11 protein-coding genes are annotated in these 15,808 nt (G+C 71.3%); 1 reads left to right on the top strand and 10 read right to left on the bottom strand.

The window, feature by feature from the left end:
• Positions 1-51: 51 nt before the first annotated feature.
• The 7 genes from aceE to OOK07_RS11465 form a co-directional block, all read right to left on the bottom strand.
• The gene (aceE, locus tag OOK07_RS11495; protein WP_266796226.1) at positions 52-2,754 is read right to left on the bottom strand and encodes a pyruvate dehydrogenase (acetyl-transferring), homodimeric type; all 2,703 of its coding nucleotides are present in this window, start codon (positions 2,752-2,754) and stop codon (positions 52-54) included.
• A gap of 297 nt (positions 2,755-3,051) precedes the next feature.
• Positions 3,052-3,675 (bottom strand): GntR family transcriptional regulator, encoded by a 624-nt coding sequence (locus OOK07_RS11490; protein WP_266679421.1) that lies wholly within the window; start codon positions 3,673-3,675, stop codon positions 3,052-3,054.
• 545 nt (positions 3,676-4,220) lie between these two features.
• Complete coding sequence (gene sucB, locus OOK07_RS11485; protein WP_266796224.1) at positions 4,221-6,053, bottom strand: 2-oxoglutarate dehydrogenase, E2 component, dihydrolipoamide succinyltransferase; 1,833 nt, start codon at positions 6,051-6,053, stop codon at positions 4,221-4,223.
• Between the two features lie 56 nt (positions 6,054-6,109).
• On the bottom strand, positions 6,110-7,498 hold the full coding sequence (gene lpdA / locus OOK07_RS11480; RefSeq protein WP_266679417.1) for a dihydrolipoyl dehydrogenase: 1,389 nt from the start codon (positions 7,496-7,498) through the stop codon (positions 6,110-6,112).
• A gap of 264 nt (positions 7,499-7,762) precedes the next feature.
• A complete protein-coding gene (locus OOK07_RS11475; protein WP_266796222.1) occupies positions 7,763-9,310 on the bottom strand; it encodes a leucyl aminopeptidase in 1,548 nt (515 codons plus the stop codon).
• A gap of 316 nt (positions 9,311-9,626) precedes the next feature.
• Positions 9,627-10,211, bottom strand: a complete 585-nt coding sequence (locus tag OOK07_RS11470; protein WP_266796221.1) for an RDD family protein — start codon at positions 10,209-10,211, stop codon at positions 9,627-9,629.
• A gap of 65 nt (positions 10,212-10,276) precedes the next feature.
• Positions 10,277-11,062, bottom strand: coding sequence for an adenosylcobinamide-GDP ribazoletransferase (locus tag OOK07_RS11465; RefSeq protein ID WP_266796219.1), 786 nt, complete (start codon positions 11,060-11,062; stop codon positions 10,277-10,279).
• Positions 11,063-11,213: 151 nt separating this feature from the next.
• Between OOK07_RS11465 and OOK07_RS11460 the strand changes: the two genes are divergently transcribed.
• A complete protein-coding gene (locus OOK07_RS11460; RefSeq protein WP_266679407.1) occupies positions 11,214-11,975 on the top strand; it encodes a hypothetical protein in 762 nt (253 codons plus the stop codon).
• Positions 11,976-12,017: 42 nt separating this feature from the next.
• Here OOK07_RS11460 and OOK07_RS11455 read toward each other — a convergent pair whose 3' ends face one another.
• The 3 genes from OOK07_RS11455 to cobT all read right to left on the bottom strand — a co-directional run bounded on the left by OOK07_RS11455 (position 12,018) and on the right by cobT (position 15,695).
• Positions 12,018-12,743 carry a hypothetical protein gene (locus OOK07_RS11455; protein WP_266679405.1) on the bottom strand — a complete coding sequence of 242 codons (726 nt, stop codon included), beginning with the start codon at positions 12,741-12,743 and terminating at the stop codon, positions 12,018-12,020.
• 10 nt (positions 12,744-12,753) lie between these two features.
• Complete coding sequence (locus tag OOK07_RS11450; protein WP_266796217.1) at positions 12,754-14,490, bottom strand: phosphatidylglycerol lysyltransferase domain-containing protein; 1,737 nt, start codon at positions 14,488-14,490, stop codon at positions 12,754-12,756.
• Positions 14,491-14,573: 83 nt separating this feature from the next.
• Entirely contained in the window at positions 14,574-15,695 is a 1,122-nt protein-coding gene (gene cobT / locus OOK07_RS11445; protein WP_266796215.1) for a nicotinate-nucleotide--dimethylbenzimidazole phosphoribosyltransferase, read from the bottom strand.
• Between the last annotated feature and the right edge of the window lie 113 nt (positions 15,696-15,808).

Here is a 15,808-nt window from a genome sequence, read left to right as displayed (position 1 = left end):
CGGTGTGGGGCCCGACGGCCGTCAGCCGCCGGGCCCCACACCAGCGCGGGCCTACAGCCCGTACTTCGCGCGTGCTTCCTTCACCGCCGTCGCCTTGACCTCGCCGCGCCGGGCGAGCTGGGCCAGGGCCGCCACGACGATCGACTCGGCGTCGACGCCGAAGTGGCGGCGGGCCGCCTCGCGGGTGTCCGAGAGACCGAAGCCGTCGGCGCCGAGCGACGAGTAGTCCTGGTCCACCCACTGCGCGATCTGGTCCGGGACCTGGCGCATGTAGTCGGAGACCGCGAGCACCGGGCCCTCGGCGCCCTGCAGCGCCTGGCGGAGGTACGGGACCCGCTCCTCGCCCTGGAGCAGTGCCGCGTCGGCGGCCAGCGCGTCGCGGCGCAGCTCCGTCCAGGAGGTCGCCGACCACACGTCCGCGGCCACGCCCCACTCCTCGGCGAGCAGCCGCTGCGCGGTGAGGGCCCAGTGGATCGCCGTGCCGGAGCCGAGCAGCTGGATGCGCGGCGCGTTGGCCACCGGCGTCAGCCCCGCCGACTCGGCCGTGTTGAAGCGGTACAGGCCCTTGACGATGCCCTCGTCGATGCCGGGTGCGGACGGCTTCGCCGGCTGCGGCAGCGGCTCGTTGTAGACGGTCAGGTAGTAGAAGACGTTCTGGTCCTCACCCGGGGTCGCCTCGCCGTACATACGGCGCAGACCGTCCTTGACGATCGCCGCCACCTCGTACGCGAACGCCGGGTCGTACGACAGCGCCGCCGGGTTGGTCGCCGCGATCACCGGCGAGTGACCGTCGGCGTGCTGCAGGCCCTCGCCCGTCAGCGTCGTACGGCCGGCCGTGGCGCCGACGAGGAAGCCGCGGCCGAGCTGGTCGCCGAGCTGCCACATCTGGTCGGCCGTGCGCTGCCAGCCGAACATCGAGTAGAAGATGTAGAACGGGATCATCGCTTCGCCGTGCGTGGAGTACGCGGTGGACGCGGCGATGAAGTCGGCCATCGAACCGGCCTCGGTGATCCCCTCGTTGAGGATCTGGCCGTTCTTGGCCTCCTTGTAGTACATCAGCTGGTCGCGGTCGACCGGCTCGTACGTCTGGCCCTTGGGGGAGTAGATCCCGAGGGACGGGAACAGCGACTCCATGCCGAAGGTGCGCGCCTCGTCGGGGACGATCGGCACCCAGCGCTTCCCGGTCTCCTTGTCGCGGACCAGGTCCTTGACCAGGCGGACGAAGGCCATGGTCGTCGCCATGTTCTGGGCGCCGGAGCCCTTGTCGAAGGAGGCGAAGGCCTTCTCCGCCGGGGCGGGCAGCGGGGGGAGCGCGTGGAGACGGCGGGCCGGGGCCGGACCGCCGAGCGCCGCGCGGCGCTCCTGGAGGTAGCGGACCTCGGGGGAGTCGGCGCCCGGGTGGCCGTAGGGCACCTGCCCGTCGGTGAACTGCGCGTCCGAGACCGGGAGTTCGAGAAGGTCACGCATCTTCTTGAACTCGTCCACCGTCAGCTTCTTCATCTGGTGGTTGGCGTTCTTCGACGCGAAGCCCTCACCGAGCGTGAAGCCCTTGACGGTCTGGGCCAGGATGACGGTCGGAGCGCCCTTGTGGTCCAGGGCCGACTTGTAGGCCGCGTACACCTTGCGGGACTCGTGGCCGCCGCGGGAGAGGTGGAAGCACGCGAGGATCTTGTCGTCGCTCAGCAGCTTCGCCATCTCGACGAGCGCCGGGTCCTTGCCGAAGAAGTCGGCGCGGATGTAGGCCGCGTCGCGCGTCTGGTACGTCTGCACCTGGGCGTCGGGTACCTCGCGCAGGCGCCGTACGAGCGCACCGGTGGTGTCCAGCTGGAACAGCTCGTCCCAGGCCGTACCCCACAGCGTCTTGACGACGTTCCAGCCGGCGCCGCGGAACTGGGCCTCCAGCTCCTGAACGATCTTGAAGTTCGCGCGGACCGGGCCGTCGAGGCGCTGGAGGTTGCAGTTGATGACGAAGGTCAGGTTGTCCAGGCCCTCGCGGGAGGCCAGGGCGAGTGCCGCCGTGGACTCCGGCTCGTCCATCTCGCCGTCGCCGAGGAAGGCCCAGACGTGCGAGTCCGAGACGTCCTTGATGCCGCGCGCGGTCAGATACCGGTTGAAGCGGGCCTGGTAGATGGCGGAGAGGGGGCCGAGGCCCATGCTCACCGTCGGGAACTCCCACAGCCAGGGCAGGCGCCGCGGGTGCGGGTACGACGGGAGGCCGTTGCCGCCCGCCTCCTGGCGGAAGTTGTCGAGCTGCTGCTCGGTCAGCCGGCCGTCGAGGAAGGCACGGGCGTAGATGCCGGGGGAGGCGTGGCCCTGGATGTAGAGCTGGTCGCCCGAGCCGTCGGCCTCCTTGCCCCTGAAGAAGTGGTTGAAGCCGGTCTCGTACAGCCAGGCCGCGGAGGCGAAGGTGGCGATGTGGCCGCCGACGCCGTGTTTGGCGCCCCGGGTGACCATGGCGGCCGCGTTCCAGCGGTTCCACGCGGTGATACGGGACTCCATCGCCTCGTCACCGGGTACGCCCGGCTCGGCGGCGGTCGGAATGGTGTTGACGTAGTCGGTCTCGAGCAGCTTGGGCAGCGCGATGCCGTTGCCCTCCGCGCGCTCCAGCGTGCGGCGCATCAGGTACGCGGCACGGTGCGGGCCCGCCGCCTTGGCGACCGCGTCCAGCGAGGCCTGCCATTCGGCGGTCTCCTCGGGGTCCCGGTCGGGGAGCTGGTCGAGCTCGCTCGGCTGGATGGCGTGGGGGTCGGTCATGTCGCCGCCTTCCTCAGTCGAAGGGGGTTCCCTCATCGGCAAGGGTTCGGGGATGCCCTTTGTCTTTGGCAGGACAGGGCGTGAGGCTCTGTGGTGCTGTAACACCTTGCGGCTTCCGCCGCGTGGCCCGTCGGAGACTGTAACTCCCTGATCGATGATCGATCAAAGGTTCGCGGGCAAAATCTCTTGATCACGAGAAAGTAGGCACGGCGTGCCTTTCGGGCAGGCACCGGGTGCCGCGACTTTCCGGGGTTTTCGCAGGTCGGAGGCGCGTTTGAGCGCTGCCTCGCTCAAGGTTCACGCCCGCGGCGCGCACCCGAGCACATGTGCCTTCACCATCTCCGCGATCCGCGGATCCCGGCGACGGAACGCCGCCACCAGCTCCTCGTGCTCCTCCGCGTACGACTGCTGCACCGTCCCCAGCCAGCGGATCGAGAGCGCCGTGAACACCTCGATGCCCAGGCCCTCCCAGGTGTGCAGCAGGACCGAGTTGCCGGCCGCACGGACCAGTTCGCGGTGGAAGCCGACCGTGTGCCGCACCTGGCCGGTGCCGTCGGCGTTGCGGTCGGCCTCGTAGAGGGCGGCGACGTGCGGTTCCAGGGCCGAGCAGTCCTCCGCGAGCCGCTCCGCCGCCAGCTCCGCCGCGATCGCCTCCAGGCCGGCCCGGACGGGGTAGCTCTCCTCCAGGTCGGCCGCCGTCAGGTTCCGTACCCGCACGCCCTTGTTCGGCGCCGACTCGATCAGCCGCAGGGACTCCAGCTCGCGCAGCGCCTCCCGCACCGGTGTCTGACTGACCTCCAGCTCGGTCGCGATCCGCCGCTCCACGATCCGCTCGCCCGGCTTCCAGCGCCCGCTGACGATCCCCTCCACGATGTGCTCGCGGATCTGCTCGCGCAGCGAGTGGACGACGGGCGCGGTCATGAGGGCTCCTTAGGGAGGGGCTCTTCGGCCCCCCGAAATGCTTACCTCAACTCTAAACGGCGCAGGTCGGATACTTCGGTGGGGCGGGTGGATCCGGTCGAGACTCCTGGTCGAACCGTTGGTGTAACAACCTTCGAGCCGAGGGACGGCGCCTCCTCGCCGCAGGGTCTGCGGAGAGATAAAACGCCTGTGGAGCCCACGTAAGACCCCGCAAGCCGGGGCAGCGGGCGGCGAAGCAGGAACCACCTGGCGGCTAAACCGCCTGGAGGAAACCAAGTTTAGACAATAAGGCCGCATCGCACGCAGCCCCCGCACCGGCGTAAGCGCATCCCGCACGGGCGCACGGGGGCGCTTTCCCGCAGGTGAGACGAGACTTACACCTCGCAGATCCGCGCCGCCTGTAAGGACCCGCACCGGGGCCGGTGTGGGTGGAGACCCTGTGGGCCTGGAGCGACCGCACTCTGACGCCGCGATAGATGCGGGAAACGCTGGTGCCCCCGCCCGGAGAACTCCGGGCGGGGGCACCAGCGTACGGCCGCTGAGGCTTACAGGCCGAGCTCGACCTCGAACTCGCCCGCCTCCAGGATCGCCTTGACCGCGGTCAGGTAACGGGCCGCGTCGGCGCCGTCCACCAGACGGTGGTCGTAGGAGAGGGTCAGGTAGGTCATGTCGCGGACGCCGATGACCGTGCCCTCCTCGGTCTCGATGACCGCCGGGCGCTTGACCGTGGCACCGATGCCGAGGATCGCGACCTGGCCCGGCGGCACGATGATCGTGTCGAAGAGCGCACCGCGCGAACCGGTGTTGGAGATGGTGAAGGTCGCGCCGGACAGCTCGTCGGGCGTGATCTTGTTGGCGCGGACCTTGCCCGCCAGCTCCGCCGTGGCCTTCGCGATACCGGCGATGTTGAGGTCGCCCGCGTGCTTGATGACCGGGGTCATCAGGCCCTTCTCGGAGTCCACCGCGATACCGATGCTCTCGGTGTCGAAGTAGGTGATCGTGCCTTCGCCCTCGTTGATCCTGGCGTTGATGGGCGCGTGCGCCTTCAGCGCCTGGGCCGCCGCCTTCACGAAGAACGGCATCGGGGAGAGCTTGACGCCCTCGCGGGCCGCGAAGGAGTCCTTCGCCCTGCCGCGGAGCTTCATCAGGCGGGTGACGTCGACCTCGACGACCGACGACAGCTGCGCCTGCTCGTGCAGCGCCTTGACCATGTTGTCGCCGATGACCTTGCGGATGCGCGGCATCTTGACGGTCTGGCCACGGAGGGGGGAGGCCTCCAGGGCCGGCGCCTTCTTGGCGGCCGGCGCGGCGGCGGCAGCGGGAGCCGGAGCAGCGGCGGCGGCCTTCGCGGCCTCGGCGGCGGCGATGACGTCCTGCTTGCGGATACGGCCGCCGACGCCGGTGCCCTTGACGCCGGCCAGGTCGACGCCGTTCTCGGCGGCGAGCTTGCGCACCAGCGGGGTGACGTAGGCGCCGTCGTCACCGGCGGTCGCAGCCGGAGCCGGAGCCGGAGCCGGGGTGACGGGGGCGGGCGCCGGAGCAGGGGCGGACGGAACCGGCTCGGGAGCCGGGGTCGTGACCTGCTGCGGGGCCGGGGCCGTCGGGGCCTGCGGGGCCGGAGCCGTCGGGGCCTGCGGGGCCGGGGCGGCCGGAGCGGGCGCCGCAGCCGCCGGAGCCGGAGCCGGAGCTGCCGGGGCAGCGGCGGCGGGCGCCGGAGCGGCGGGGGCCGGGGCAGCCGCCGGAGCGGCACCGGGCGCGCCGATCACGGCGAGCTTGGCGCCGACCTCGGCGGTCTCGTCCTCGCCGACCACGATCTCCAGCAGGACGCCGGCGACGGGCGCCGGGATCTCGGTGTCGACCTTGTCCGTGGAGACCTCGAGCAGGGGCTCGTCCTCCGCGACCTCCTCGCCGACCTCCTTCAGCCAGCGGGTGACGGTGCCCTCGGTGACGGATTCGCCGAGCGCGGGCAGGACGACGTCCGTGCCTTCGGCGGAGGCGCCGCCGGCAGCGGCCTCGGCGGTGGGAGCGGGGGCCGGAGCCGCCTGCTCGGTGGACGGGGCAGCGGCCTGCGGGGCGGGCTCGGGAGCCGCGGCGGGCTCGGGCTCGGCAGCGGGGGCCGGGGCGGCAGCGGGCGCGCCCGTGCCGTCGTCGATGACGGCCAGCTCGGCGCCGACCTCAACGGTCTCGTCCTCGGCGACCTTGATGGACGCCAGGACACCGGCGGCGGGCGAGGGGATCTCGGTGTCGACCTTGTCGGTCGAGACCTCGAGCAGCGGCTCGTCGGCCTCGACGCGCTCGCCCTCGGCCTTCAGCCAGCGAGTGACAGTGCCCTCGGTGACGCTCTCACCGAGCGCCGGAAGGGTTACGGAAACCGCCATGGTTTCGGTTGCTCCTTAGTGCGGAAGTCTGTGTCGTCGCGTTCTTCGACCGAGGGTCAGTCGTGCGAGTGGAGGGGCTTGCCGGCCAGAGCCAGGTGGGCCTCACCCATCGCCTCGTTCTGCGTCGGGTGGGCGTGGATGAGCTGCGCGACCTCGGCGGGCAGCGCCTCCCAGTTGTAGATCAGCTGGGCTTCGCCGACCTGCTCGCCCATGCGGTCGCCGACCATGTGGACGCCGACCACGGCACCGTCCTTGACCTGGACGAGCTTGATCTCGCCCGAGGTGTTGAGGATCTTGCTCTTGCCGTTGCCCGCGAGGTTGTACTTCAGAGCGACGACCTTGTCCGCACCGTAGATCTCCTTGGCCTTGGCCTCGGTGATGCCCACGGAGGCGACCTCGGGGTGGCAGTACGTCACCCGGGGCACGCCGTCGTAGTCGATCGGGACGGTCTTCAGGCCGGCCAGACGCTCCGCCACCAGGATGCCCTCGGCGAAGCCGACGTGCGCGAGCTGGAGGGTCGGGACGAGGTCGCCGACGGCGGAGATGGTGGGCACGTTGGTGCGCATGTACTCGTCGACCAGGACGTAGCCGCGGTCCATGGCGACGCCCTGCTCCTCGTAGCCCAGACCGGCCGAGACGGGCCCGCGGCCCACCGCGACCAGCAGGAGCTCGGCCTCGAACTCCTTGCCGTCGGCCAGGGTGACCTTGACGCCGTCGGCGGTGTACTCGGCCTTCGAGAAGAAGGTGCCCAGGCTGAACTTGATGCCGCGCTTGCGGAAGGCGCGCTCAAGAAGCTTGGAGGAGTTCTCGTCCTCGACCGGGACGAGGTGCTTGAGGCCCTCGATGACCGTGACGTCCGTGCCGAAGGACTTCCAGGCGGAGGCGAACTCGACGCCGATGACGCCGCCGCCAAGAACGATCGCCGACTTCGGGACGCGGTCCAGGACGAGCGCGTGGTCCGAGGAGATGATGCGGTTGCCGTCGATGTCCAGGCCCGGCAGCGACTTCGGCACGGAGCCGGTCGCGAGGAGCACGTGACGGCCCTGGACGCGCCGGCCGTTCACGTCGACGGAGGTCGGGGAGGACAGACGGCCCTCACCCTCGATGTACGTCACCTTGCGGGAGGCGATGAGTCCCTGCAGGCCCTTGTACAGGCCGGAGATGACACCGTCCTTGTACTTGTGGACGGCGGGTACGTCGATGCCCTCGAAGGTGGCCTTGACGCCGAACGTCTCGCTCTCGCGGGCCTGGTCGGCGATCTCGCCCGCGTGCAGCAGGGCCTTGGTGGGGATGCACCCCCGGTGCAGGCAGGTACCGCCGACCTTGTCCTTCTCGATCAGGGCGACGTCCAGGCCCAGCTGGGCCCCGCGCAGCGCCGCGGCGTAACCGCCACTACCACCGCCGAGGATCACTAGGTCGAAAACGGTGCTGGCGTCGTTCGCCACGTCACGTCCTCCATGCATGTGCGCCACGCCGGTCAGCAGTGACCGGTCGGCGGCTGGTGTCCGGCCGCTCTTTCTTCGGCCCTGTGGTGGGGGCCCTGTCCTGCCGAGCCCCATCTTCGCACTTGTCGGGGGCGAACGAGACGCCGGGCCGGTGTGTGAGACGTCCCACGTTCGGTTGAGCGCGCAGGGCGCGTCCGGCTGAGCGCGCAGAGAAGAGGGGGCTCCGCCCTACCCGCGCGCGGAGCCCCCTCACCCGTCGTGACGTCAGCCCAGGTCGCCCGCCGCGGTCAGCTCCGCCAGCCGCACCAGCGTCCGTACCGCCGTACCCGTACCGCCCTTGGGGGTGTACCCGAAGGGTCCGCCCTCGTTGAAGGCCGGGCCCGCGATGTCCAGGTGCGCCCAGGTGATGCCCTCGCCCACGAACTCACGCAGGAACAGACCGGCGACCAGGCCGCCGCCCATCCGCTCACCCATGTTCGCGATGTCGGCGGTGGGGGAGTCCATCCCCTTGCGCAGGTGCTCCGGCAGCGGCATCGGCCAGGCCGGCTCACCGACCTCCTCGGCGGCCTCGTGCACCGCGGAGCGGAACGCGTCGTCGTTCGCCATGATCCCGAACGTCCGGCTGCCCAGCGCCAGCATCATCGCGCCGGTGAGCGTCGCGACGTCGACGATGGCGTCCGGCTTCTCCTGGGACGCGGCCCACAGCGCGTCCGCGAGCACCAGCCGGCCCTCGGCGTCCGTGTTGAGGACCTCGACCGTCTTGCCGCTGTACATGCGCAGCACGTCACCGGGCCGGGTCGCGGAACCCGAGGGCATGTTCTCGGCGAGCGCCAGCCAGCCGGTGACGTTGACCTCAAGGCCGAGCCGCGCGGCGGCGACGACGGCCGCGAAGACCGCGGCGGCACCGCTCATGTCGCACTTCATCGTCTCGTTGTGGCCCGCCGGCTTCAGCGAGATGCCGCCCGAGTCGTAGGTGATGCCCTTGCCGACGAGCGCGAGGTGCTTCTTCGCCTTGGAGGAGGTGTACGACAGCTTCACCAGCCGCGGGCCGGCTGCGGAACCGGCGCCGACGCCGAGGATGCCGCCGTAGCCACCCTTCTCCAGTGCCTTCTCGTCGAGCACCTGCACCTTGATGCCGTGCTCCTTGGCCGCGGCCTGCGCGACGGCGGCGAAGGCCTCCGGGTCGAGGTCGTTCGGCGGGGTGTTGATCAGGTCGCGGGCGCGGTTGAGTTCCTCGGCGACGGCGGTGGCGCGCTCGACGGCCGCCTTGTGCGCCTTGTCGCGGGGCTTGCCGCCGAGGAGGGTGGCCTCGGCGAGCGGTGCCTTGCCGTTCTTGGCCTTCTCGTTCTTGCCGTTGTCCTTGTAGGCGTCGAAGGAGTACGCGCCGAGCAGCACGCCCTCGCCGATCGCGCCGATGTCGGAGGGGTCCCCGACCGGCAGGGCGAAGGCGGCCTTCTTGGCGCCGACGAGGGTACGGGCGGCGGCGCCCGCCGCCTTGCGCAGGACCTCGGCGTCGAAGGCGGCCCCGTTCGCGTCCTTATCGGGCTGCGAGCCCAGGCCCACCGCCACCACGACGGGGGCCTTGAAGCCGGAGGGCGCGGGCAGCTTGGTCACCTCGCCCTCGGCGCCGGAGGCACCGAGGGTCTCCAGGACGCCGGCGAGTTTGCCGTCATAGGCCTTGTCCACGGCCTCGGCGCCGGGCGCCACGACCAGGTCCCCAGATGTGGAGCCGGTGCCCTTGGCCACACCGATCACGATCGCATCGGCCCGAAGACCGGGCGCCGCGGCGGTGCTGAGAGTGAGAGCAGTCACGGTGGTGAATTCTCGCTTCCGATGTGAAGTTCCTGTGGTCGATCTGTGTGGGTCGACCGGGCCCGACAGCCGACCCTAGATCCGACCTGAGGGCGCGGTCTCAGCGGGGCCGTCCCGGTGCGGCGAACACTCCGGCTGAGCCTACGCGCGTGCGCCCGTTCACTCGGTCCCGGCGGACCTCGTGGCCGCCGCCGTCCACCCCGGCGGGATCGCCGCCCTGCCGGTGTCCGGCGGTTTGTCGGACGGCCGGTTGCCGGACGACCGGATGTGCGAGCGGTACGGCCCCGAGAACGGACAGCGGGTACGGCACCAGGAACTAAAACGGACGAACCGGGGGTGTGGCGCCGGGCCCGGTGATCCCGAAGCCGGTCACCGCCGTGCCCGCCAAGCGGTCGGCGAGGGAGCGGCGGGTGGGCGAGAAGACCGGCAGCGCGTTGAGGAAGAAGATCGTGACGGCCAGTGCCCACACGAGGACCGACAGCACGAAGTGACCCTCGACCAGCAGGATGCAGGCGACGGCGTAGACGGCTATGTCCGCGGCGGTGGTGACGGCGGCGCGCACGGCGGCCCGGCGAGGAGCGCTCGGTGTGACCTTCAGCCCGAGCAGTCCCTTGCCGATGGTCCGTCCGGCAAGCGCGAGGCAGCCCCACTGGTACAGGAACGTCGCCACGATCAGCGCCCCGAAGGCCTCCTCGACCTGGAGCACGACCTTGCCCCACAGCGACAGCCCGACGCTCTCCGAGGCGCCGATGACGTCGCCGCGCGAGCTCACCAGGTCGAAGCCGCCGCGGGTGGCGAGTTCGGGCACGTCGGTGACGAGCGCGGAGATGCGGTGGAAGGTGAGCGCAGCCAGTGCGGCGGCCAGTGCGAGCACCAGCGCGAAGTCGATGAACCAGGCCATGGCACGACGAAGTTTCGGCACGAACGTCCCCCGATCACGATCTTTTGTCCGTACGGCCGAAAAGACTACTGCCCCAGTGACAGCACCAGGAGCGAAACCGTCGCCGCGGTCTCCGCCAGCCCTCCGAACACATCGCCGGTGACCCCGCCGAAGCGGCGTGTGCAGTGGCGGAGCAGGAGTTCGGCGACGGCGAGGGAGGCAAGGACCGCCGCCGCCGTACGGACCATGTCGTACGTCCCGGTCAGCGCACCCCCGGCGGCGGCCGCCCCGGTCACGACGACCGCCGCGACCACCGCCGCGCGTACCGGCACCACGCCCGCTACCGCCGCCCCCAACCCTTCGGGCCGGGCGGCCGGCACGCCCGCCCGCGCGGCCAGGGTGAGCGCGAGCCGGGCGGCGGTCGCCGAGACGACGGCGGCGAGCGCACCCCGCCCCCACGAGTCGCCGTACGCCTGAGCCAGCACCGCCACCTGCGCCAGCAGCACCAGGACGAGCGTGATCACCCCGAACGGCCCGATGTCCGACTGCTTCATGATCCGCAGCGCGTCCTCGGCGGGCTTGCCGCTGCCGAGCCCGTCCGCGGTGTCCGCGAGCCCGTCGAGGTGCAGTCCGCGGGTGAGGACGGCGGGTACGGCGGCGGAGGCGACGGCAGCCGGCAGCGGACCGGCGCCCAGTGCCGACAGCGCCACACCGGCCAGCGCCGCGCACCCGCCGACGACCAGTCCGGCGAGCGGGGCGCAGAGCATGCCGCCGCGCGCGGCGTCCCGGTCCCAGCGGGTCACCGGGACGGGCAGCACGGTGAGGGTGCCGAAGGCGAAGCGGAGGCCGTCCGGCCAGGGGGTCTTGAGCACCGGCGCAGGTTACCGGGCGGTCGTCGGGACAGCCGCGGCGGCCGTGGCTGCGTTCTTCCGGGGGACAACCCCCGGACCCCCGGCCGGAAAGGCCGGCCGGCAGGTGTGAGGGGTGCGGATGCCGCCAGGCACAGCTGAGTAAAGTGCGCATATGGGACATTGGTTGCAGCGGAACATCATCGAGCCCGGCAAGCTGCCGTTGCTGCTCGCCCTCACCGCGTTCGTGCTGACGTTCCTGATCACCCGGATGATCGTCCGCCTCATCCGGGCGGGCAAGGGCCCCTTCGGCAACGTCAAGGCGGGCGGGCTGCACATCCACCATGTCGTGCCCGGCGTCGTGCTCACCGTGCTCGGCGGCTTCGGAGCGGTCGCCAGCAGCCGGCACGGGTTCGGCGCGGCCGCCTTCGCGGTGGTCTTCGGCATGGGGGCCGGCCTGGTCCTCGACGAGTTCGCGCTGATCCTGCACCTCGACGACGTCTACTGGAGCGAGGAGGGCCGCAAGAGCGTGGAGGTCGTCGTGCTGACGGCGGCCCTGGTCGGGCTGATGCTCGCGGGCTTCTCGCCGTTCGGCGTCAACGACATGAGCCAGGGGGAGCTGCAGGACCGGGGCAGCGTGATCTCGACGGTGGTGATCAACTTCCTGTTCGCGCTGGCCGTCCTGAGCAAGGGCAAGGCCAGGATGGCGATCTTCAGCGTGATCATCCCGCTCGTCGGTCTGATCGGTGCCGTCCGCCTCGCCCGTCCCGGCTCACCCTGGGCCAGGCGCTTCTACCGCCGCCGCCCGCGCGCCCGGGCCAGGTCCACCCTGCGCGCCTACCGCCACGACCGCCGCTGGGCCGGCCCCCGCCGCAGGCTCCAGGACCTCGTCGGCGGAAAGCCCGACCCTGAACCGACCCGCGCCCTGGGCCGGTGAGAACTCCCGAGCGCCGGGACCCCCGGACCTCGGCCGGGGATGTCAGGATCTTGTCGGCGGCGGGCCCGGACGGGAGCTGAATCGCGCCCGCCCACTCGGCCGGTGGCGGCGGCGGTGGCGGTGGCGGTGGCGCAGGGTCGAGACGGCGCACAGGAGTACCACCGTCGCGATCGCCGCCAGGTGTTCCTTGCCGGCGAGGTTTCCCTTCAGCAGCACCTCGATCGCCATCGCCGCGATCACCGCACCGGCCGTGACACGGGCGCCGTAGCGCCAGCCGAGGAAGACGGCGAGGCCCACCACGGCCGCCGACGGGCCGGTGTCCACGACCCGCGCGTCCGAAGTGGGCAGCCCCAGCGGGCTGTCGAAGCCGAGCCAGATGCCCAGGCGGGCGTACAGCGTTCCGGCGAGGGTGGCGGCGTAGGCGATGACGAGCGTGCGCCACCGGCCGATGCAGATCTCCGCGATCCCGAAGACGAAGAGGATCTGCGCGAGTGCGCCCCAGACCGGGAGGTCCAGCGCCGGGACGAACAGCGAGAGGGGAGTGCGGACCAGCGCCAGCCACAGCGGGTCCTCGGCGCGCACGGCCCCGACGTCCTGCACGAACCGATAGCCCCACGACTGGTTCTGCACGATCTGCACGACCGTCGTCAGCGCCACCGCCCCGAGCGTCATCGGGATCGCCCGCAGGCGCCGCTCGACCAGCGGGTCACGCGCCGTGCGGTACAGGAGTCCCCATTCGGCGCGGGCCCAGCGTGCGAGCCTGTTCATCCGGCGGTCCTCACCTGTGCGTTTCGAGGTGCTTGCGGTGCAGCCACTTCGGCAGCCCGGGCGCCTCCAGAAACCCTTCCGCGCGAGCCGACGCGATACCGATGCGCGGCAGGTCCGCGCTCTTCTCGAAGAGCAGGAACCGGGGCTCCCAGATGGGCCGGTACTTGGCGTTGGCGCGGTACAGCGACTCGATCTGCCACCAGCGCGAGAAGAAGCTGAGCAGCGAGCGCCACAGCCGCAGCACCGGCCCGGCACCAAGGCGCGCCCCACGTTCGAAGACGGAACGGAACATGGCGAAGTTGAGCGAGACCTGCCTGACCTGGATCTCGTCGGCGCGGCGCAGGAGTTCGAGCACCATGAACTCCATCAGCCCGTTGTCGGAGTCGCGGTCGCGTCGCATCAGGTCGAGGGAGAGCCCGTGCGGCCCCCAGGGCACGAAGGACAGCAGCGCCCTCAACTCGCCCTCACCGTCCGTGCATTCGAGCATCACGCACTGGCCGTCGTCCGGATCCCCGAGCCGGCCCAGCGCCATGCTGAACCCACGCTCGGTGGCCCCGTCGCGCCAGTCGTCCGCCCGCTTCAGCAGGTACGTCATCTCGTCGTCGGGGATGTCCTCGTGCCGCCGGACGCGCACGGTGTACCCGGCCCGCTTCACCCGGTTGTAGGCCTGCCGCACCGTCCGCATGGCGCGCCCCTCCAAGGTGAACTCGGCGACCTCCACCAGGGCCTCGTCGCCGAGCTCCAGCGCGTCCAGGCCGTGTCGCGCGTACACGGTCCCGGCCTCCTCGCTCGCCCCCATCACGGCCGGGATCCAGCCGTGCGCCCGCGCCTCGGCCAGCCACGGCTCGATCGCGCCGGGCCAGGCCTCCGGGTCGCCGATGGGATCACCGGACGCCAGCGAGACGCCCCCGACGACCCGGTACGCGACAGCCGCCTTGCCGGTCGGCGACCACACGACGCTCTTCTCCCGGCGCAGCGAGAAGTAGCCGAGCGAGTCCCGCTCGCCCTGCCGCTCCAGCAGCTCCCGCAGCCGCTTCTCGTCGTCCTCGGTGAGCGGGTCGACGGCGCGCCGGGACCGGAAGGCGGCGTAGAAGACGGCGAGGACGAGGATCGTGCTGAGGACGTTGATGGCGACGTTGATCCAGTTCGGCGCCTCGACGCCCGGGAAGTGGGATTCGTCGACGGCGATGGAGACGAGGCGGAAGGTGCCGTAGCGCCACCGCTCGGGGAACGTCGAACGGGACGCGTCCGCCGCCTCGTTGGTGACCGTCACCAGCAGCGCCGCCAGCAGCGAGGCGACCAGTGTGCCGCCCACCGCGACGGCGGCGGCGAGCTTCGGGTTCGAGCGGTCGCCCTTGGCGTAGAACTCCCGCCGCCCGACCAGCAGGGCCACGACGAAGGCGGCGGTGAGGGCCAGCGAGATCCAGTTCTGCACGTACTGCCGGATCTCAGGGAACGTCATGGCGAAGGAGAACAGCCCGAGGAACGGGCCCGCCAGGGCGAGGTTGAGGATCCATGCGGCGCGCTTGCGGCGCCGCATGGTGATGGCGAGGAACGCCGTGAAGACCCCGGAGGCGAAGCCAGCGGTCAGCAGGTACGGGGTGAAGAAGTTCTCCTGGTTGTGCCGTCGCACGTCCTGCCCCAGAGAGACCCAGACGGCACTGAGGAAATTGACGAACGCGACGGCCCGCAAGTACCAGACGGCGAAGGCGGCGGCACGCCGCGAGGCAATTCGGGCATCTCCCATGGATGAGGATCATATGGGCGATGCCTCGATGAACCTCACCATCTTTGGTCTGAGGCCGGTCGACTTTCGGCGGGTTCTTTGGCCTACCCCTTCTCCTCCGCCTCGGTCTCCTCGCCCTTCTTCCCGGGTTCCTCGGACTTCTCAGCCACCTCGGCCACCTGCGGCTTCTCCGGTAGCTCCGCGGCCAGCGCCGCCGCGGCCTGCACCAGCGGCAGCGCCAGCAGTCCCCCCGCGCCCTCGCCCACGGTCACCCCGTGCGACAGCAGCGGCTCCAGCGCCATCCGGTCCAGCGCCTTCGCCTGGCCCGGCTCCCCGCTGTCGTGCGCGGCCAGCCACCAGTCCGGTGCCCGGAACGCGACCCGCTGCGCCACCAGCGCACAGGCCGCCGCCACGACCCCGTCCAGGATCACCGGCGTCTTGCGCACCGCGCTCTGCAACAGGAAACCCGTCATCGCGGTGAGATCGGCCCCGCCCACGGCCGCCAGCAGCTGCAGTTGGTCGCCCAGCACCGGCCGGGCCCGCCTGAGCGCGTCCCGGATCGCCGCGCACTTGCGCATCCAGGCCAGGTCGTCGATGGTGAGCCCGCCCCGCCCGGTGACGACGGACGCGTCGGTCCCGCACAGCGCGGCGATCAGCACGCCGGCCGGTGTCGTCCCGCCGACGCTCACATCGCCGAGCACCACCAGATCCGTACCGGAGTCGGCCTCCTCGTCGGCCACCGCGACCCCGGCACGGAACGCGGCCTCCGCCTCCTCGGCCGTCAGCGCGTCCTCGATGTCGATACGTCCGCTGCCGCGCCGCACCCGGTGCCCCGCGACCTCCTCGGGCAGCGCCTCCGGATCGCAGTCCAGCGCCATGTCGACGACGCGCACCGGCACGCCGAGGCGCCGGGCCAGCACCGACACCGGACGGCCGCCCTCCAGGACCTCGCGCACCAGGGCGTCCGCGCTGCCCGCGGGCCGCGCCGAGACGCCGAGTTCGGCGACCTTGTGGTCACCGGCGAACAGAATGACCCGCGGTCGTTCGATCGGCCGTACCGGCACCGCCGACTGTGCCGCGGACAGCCACTCGCCCAGGACGTCGAGGCGGCCCAGCGACCCGGGGGGCACGATCTGACGCTCCCGGCGCTCCTCGGCGTCGCGGCGCACCCCGCCGTCAGGGCGCTCGATCAGATCGGTGAAGTCGTCGAGATTAAGCGAGCTCATTCGCCGAACAGTACCGCCACCGATCGAACGTGACAGCGCCACATGGGCACCACGCGCGCGTGACGTCGTTGCTCCCAAGATCTGGATCCCATACGTTCCGTTTTGCAGCGGAT

Origin of the sequence: Streptomyces sp. NBC_00078 (assembly GCF_026343335.1) — a bacterium.
Lineage (GTDB): Bacteria > Actinomycetota > Actinomycetes > Streptomycetales > Streptomycetaceae > Streptomyces.
This window is presented reverse-complemented; position numbering and strand designations above follow the sequence as displayed.

Bases quoted from the DNA above. Each gene is read 5' to 3' on its own strand.
- OOK07_RS11470 (WP_266796221.1), bottom strand. From the start codon at position 10,211: ATGGCCTGGTTCATCGACTTCGCGCTGGTGCTCGCACTGGCCGCCGCA.
- OOK07_RS11450 (WP_266796217.1), bottom strand. From the start codon at position 14,490: ATGGGAGATGCCCGAATTGCCTCGCGGCGTGCCGCCGCCTTCGCCGTC.
- sucB (WP_266796224.1), bottom strand. From the start codon at position 6,053: ATGGCGGTTTCCGTAACCCTTCCGGCGCTCGGTGAGAGCGTCACCGAG.
- cobT (WP_266796215.1), bottom strand. From the start codon at position 15,695: ATGAGCTCGCTTAATCTCGACGACTTCACCGATCTGATCGAGCGCCCT.
- OOK07_RS11490 (WP_266679421.1), bottom strand. From the start codon at position 3,675: ATGACCGCGCCCGTCGTCCACTCGCTGCGCGAGCAGATCCGCGAGCAC.
- aceE (WP_266796226.1), bottom strand. From the start codon at position 2,754: ATGACCGACCCCCACGCCATCCAGCCGAGCGAGCTCGACCAGCTCCCC.
- OOK07_RS11455 (WP_266679405.1), bottom strand. From the start codon at position 12,743: ATGAACAGGCTCGCACGCTGGGCCCGCGCCGAATGGGGACTCCTGTAC.
- OOK07_RS11460 (WP_266679407.1), top strand. From the start codon at position 11,214: ATGGGACATTGGTTGCAGCGGAACATCATCGAGCCCGGCAAGCTGCCG.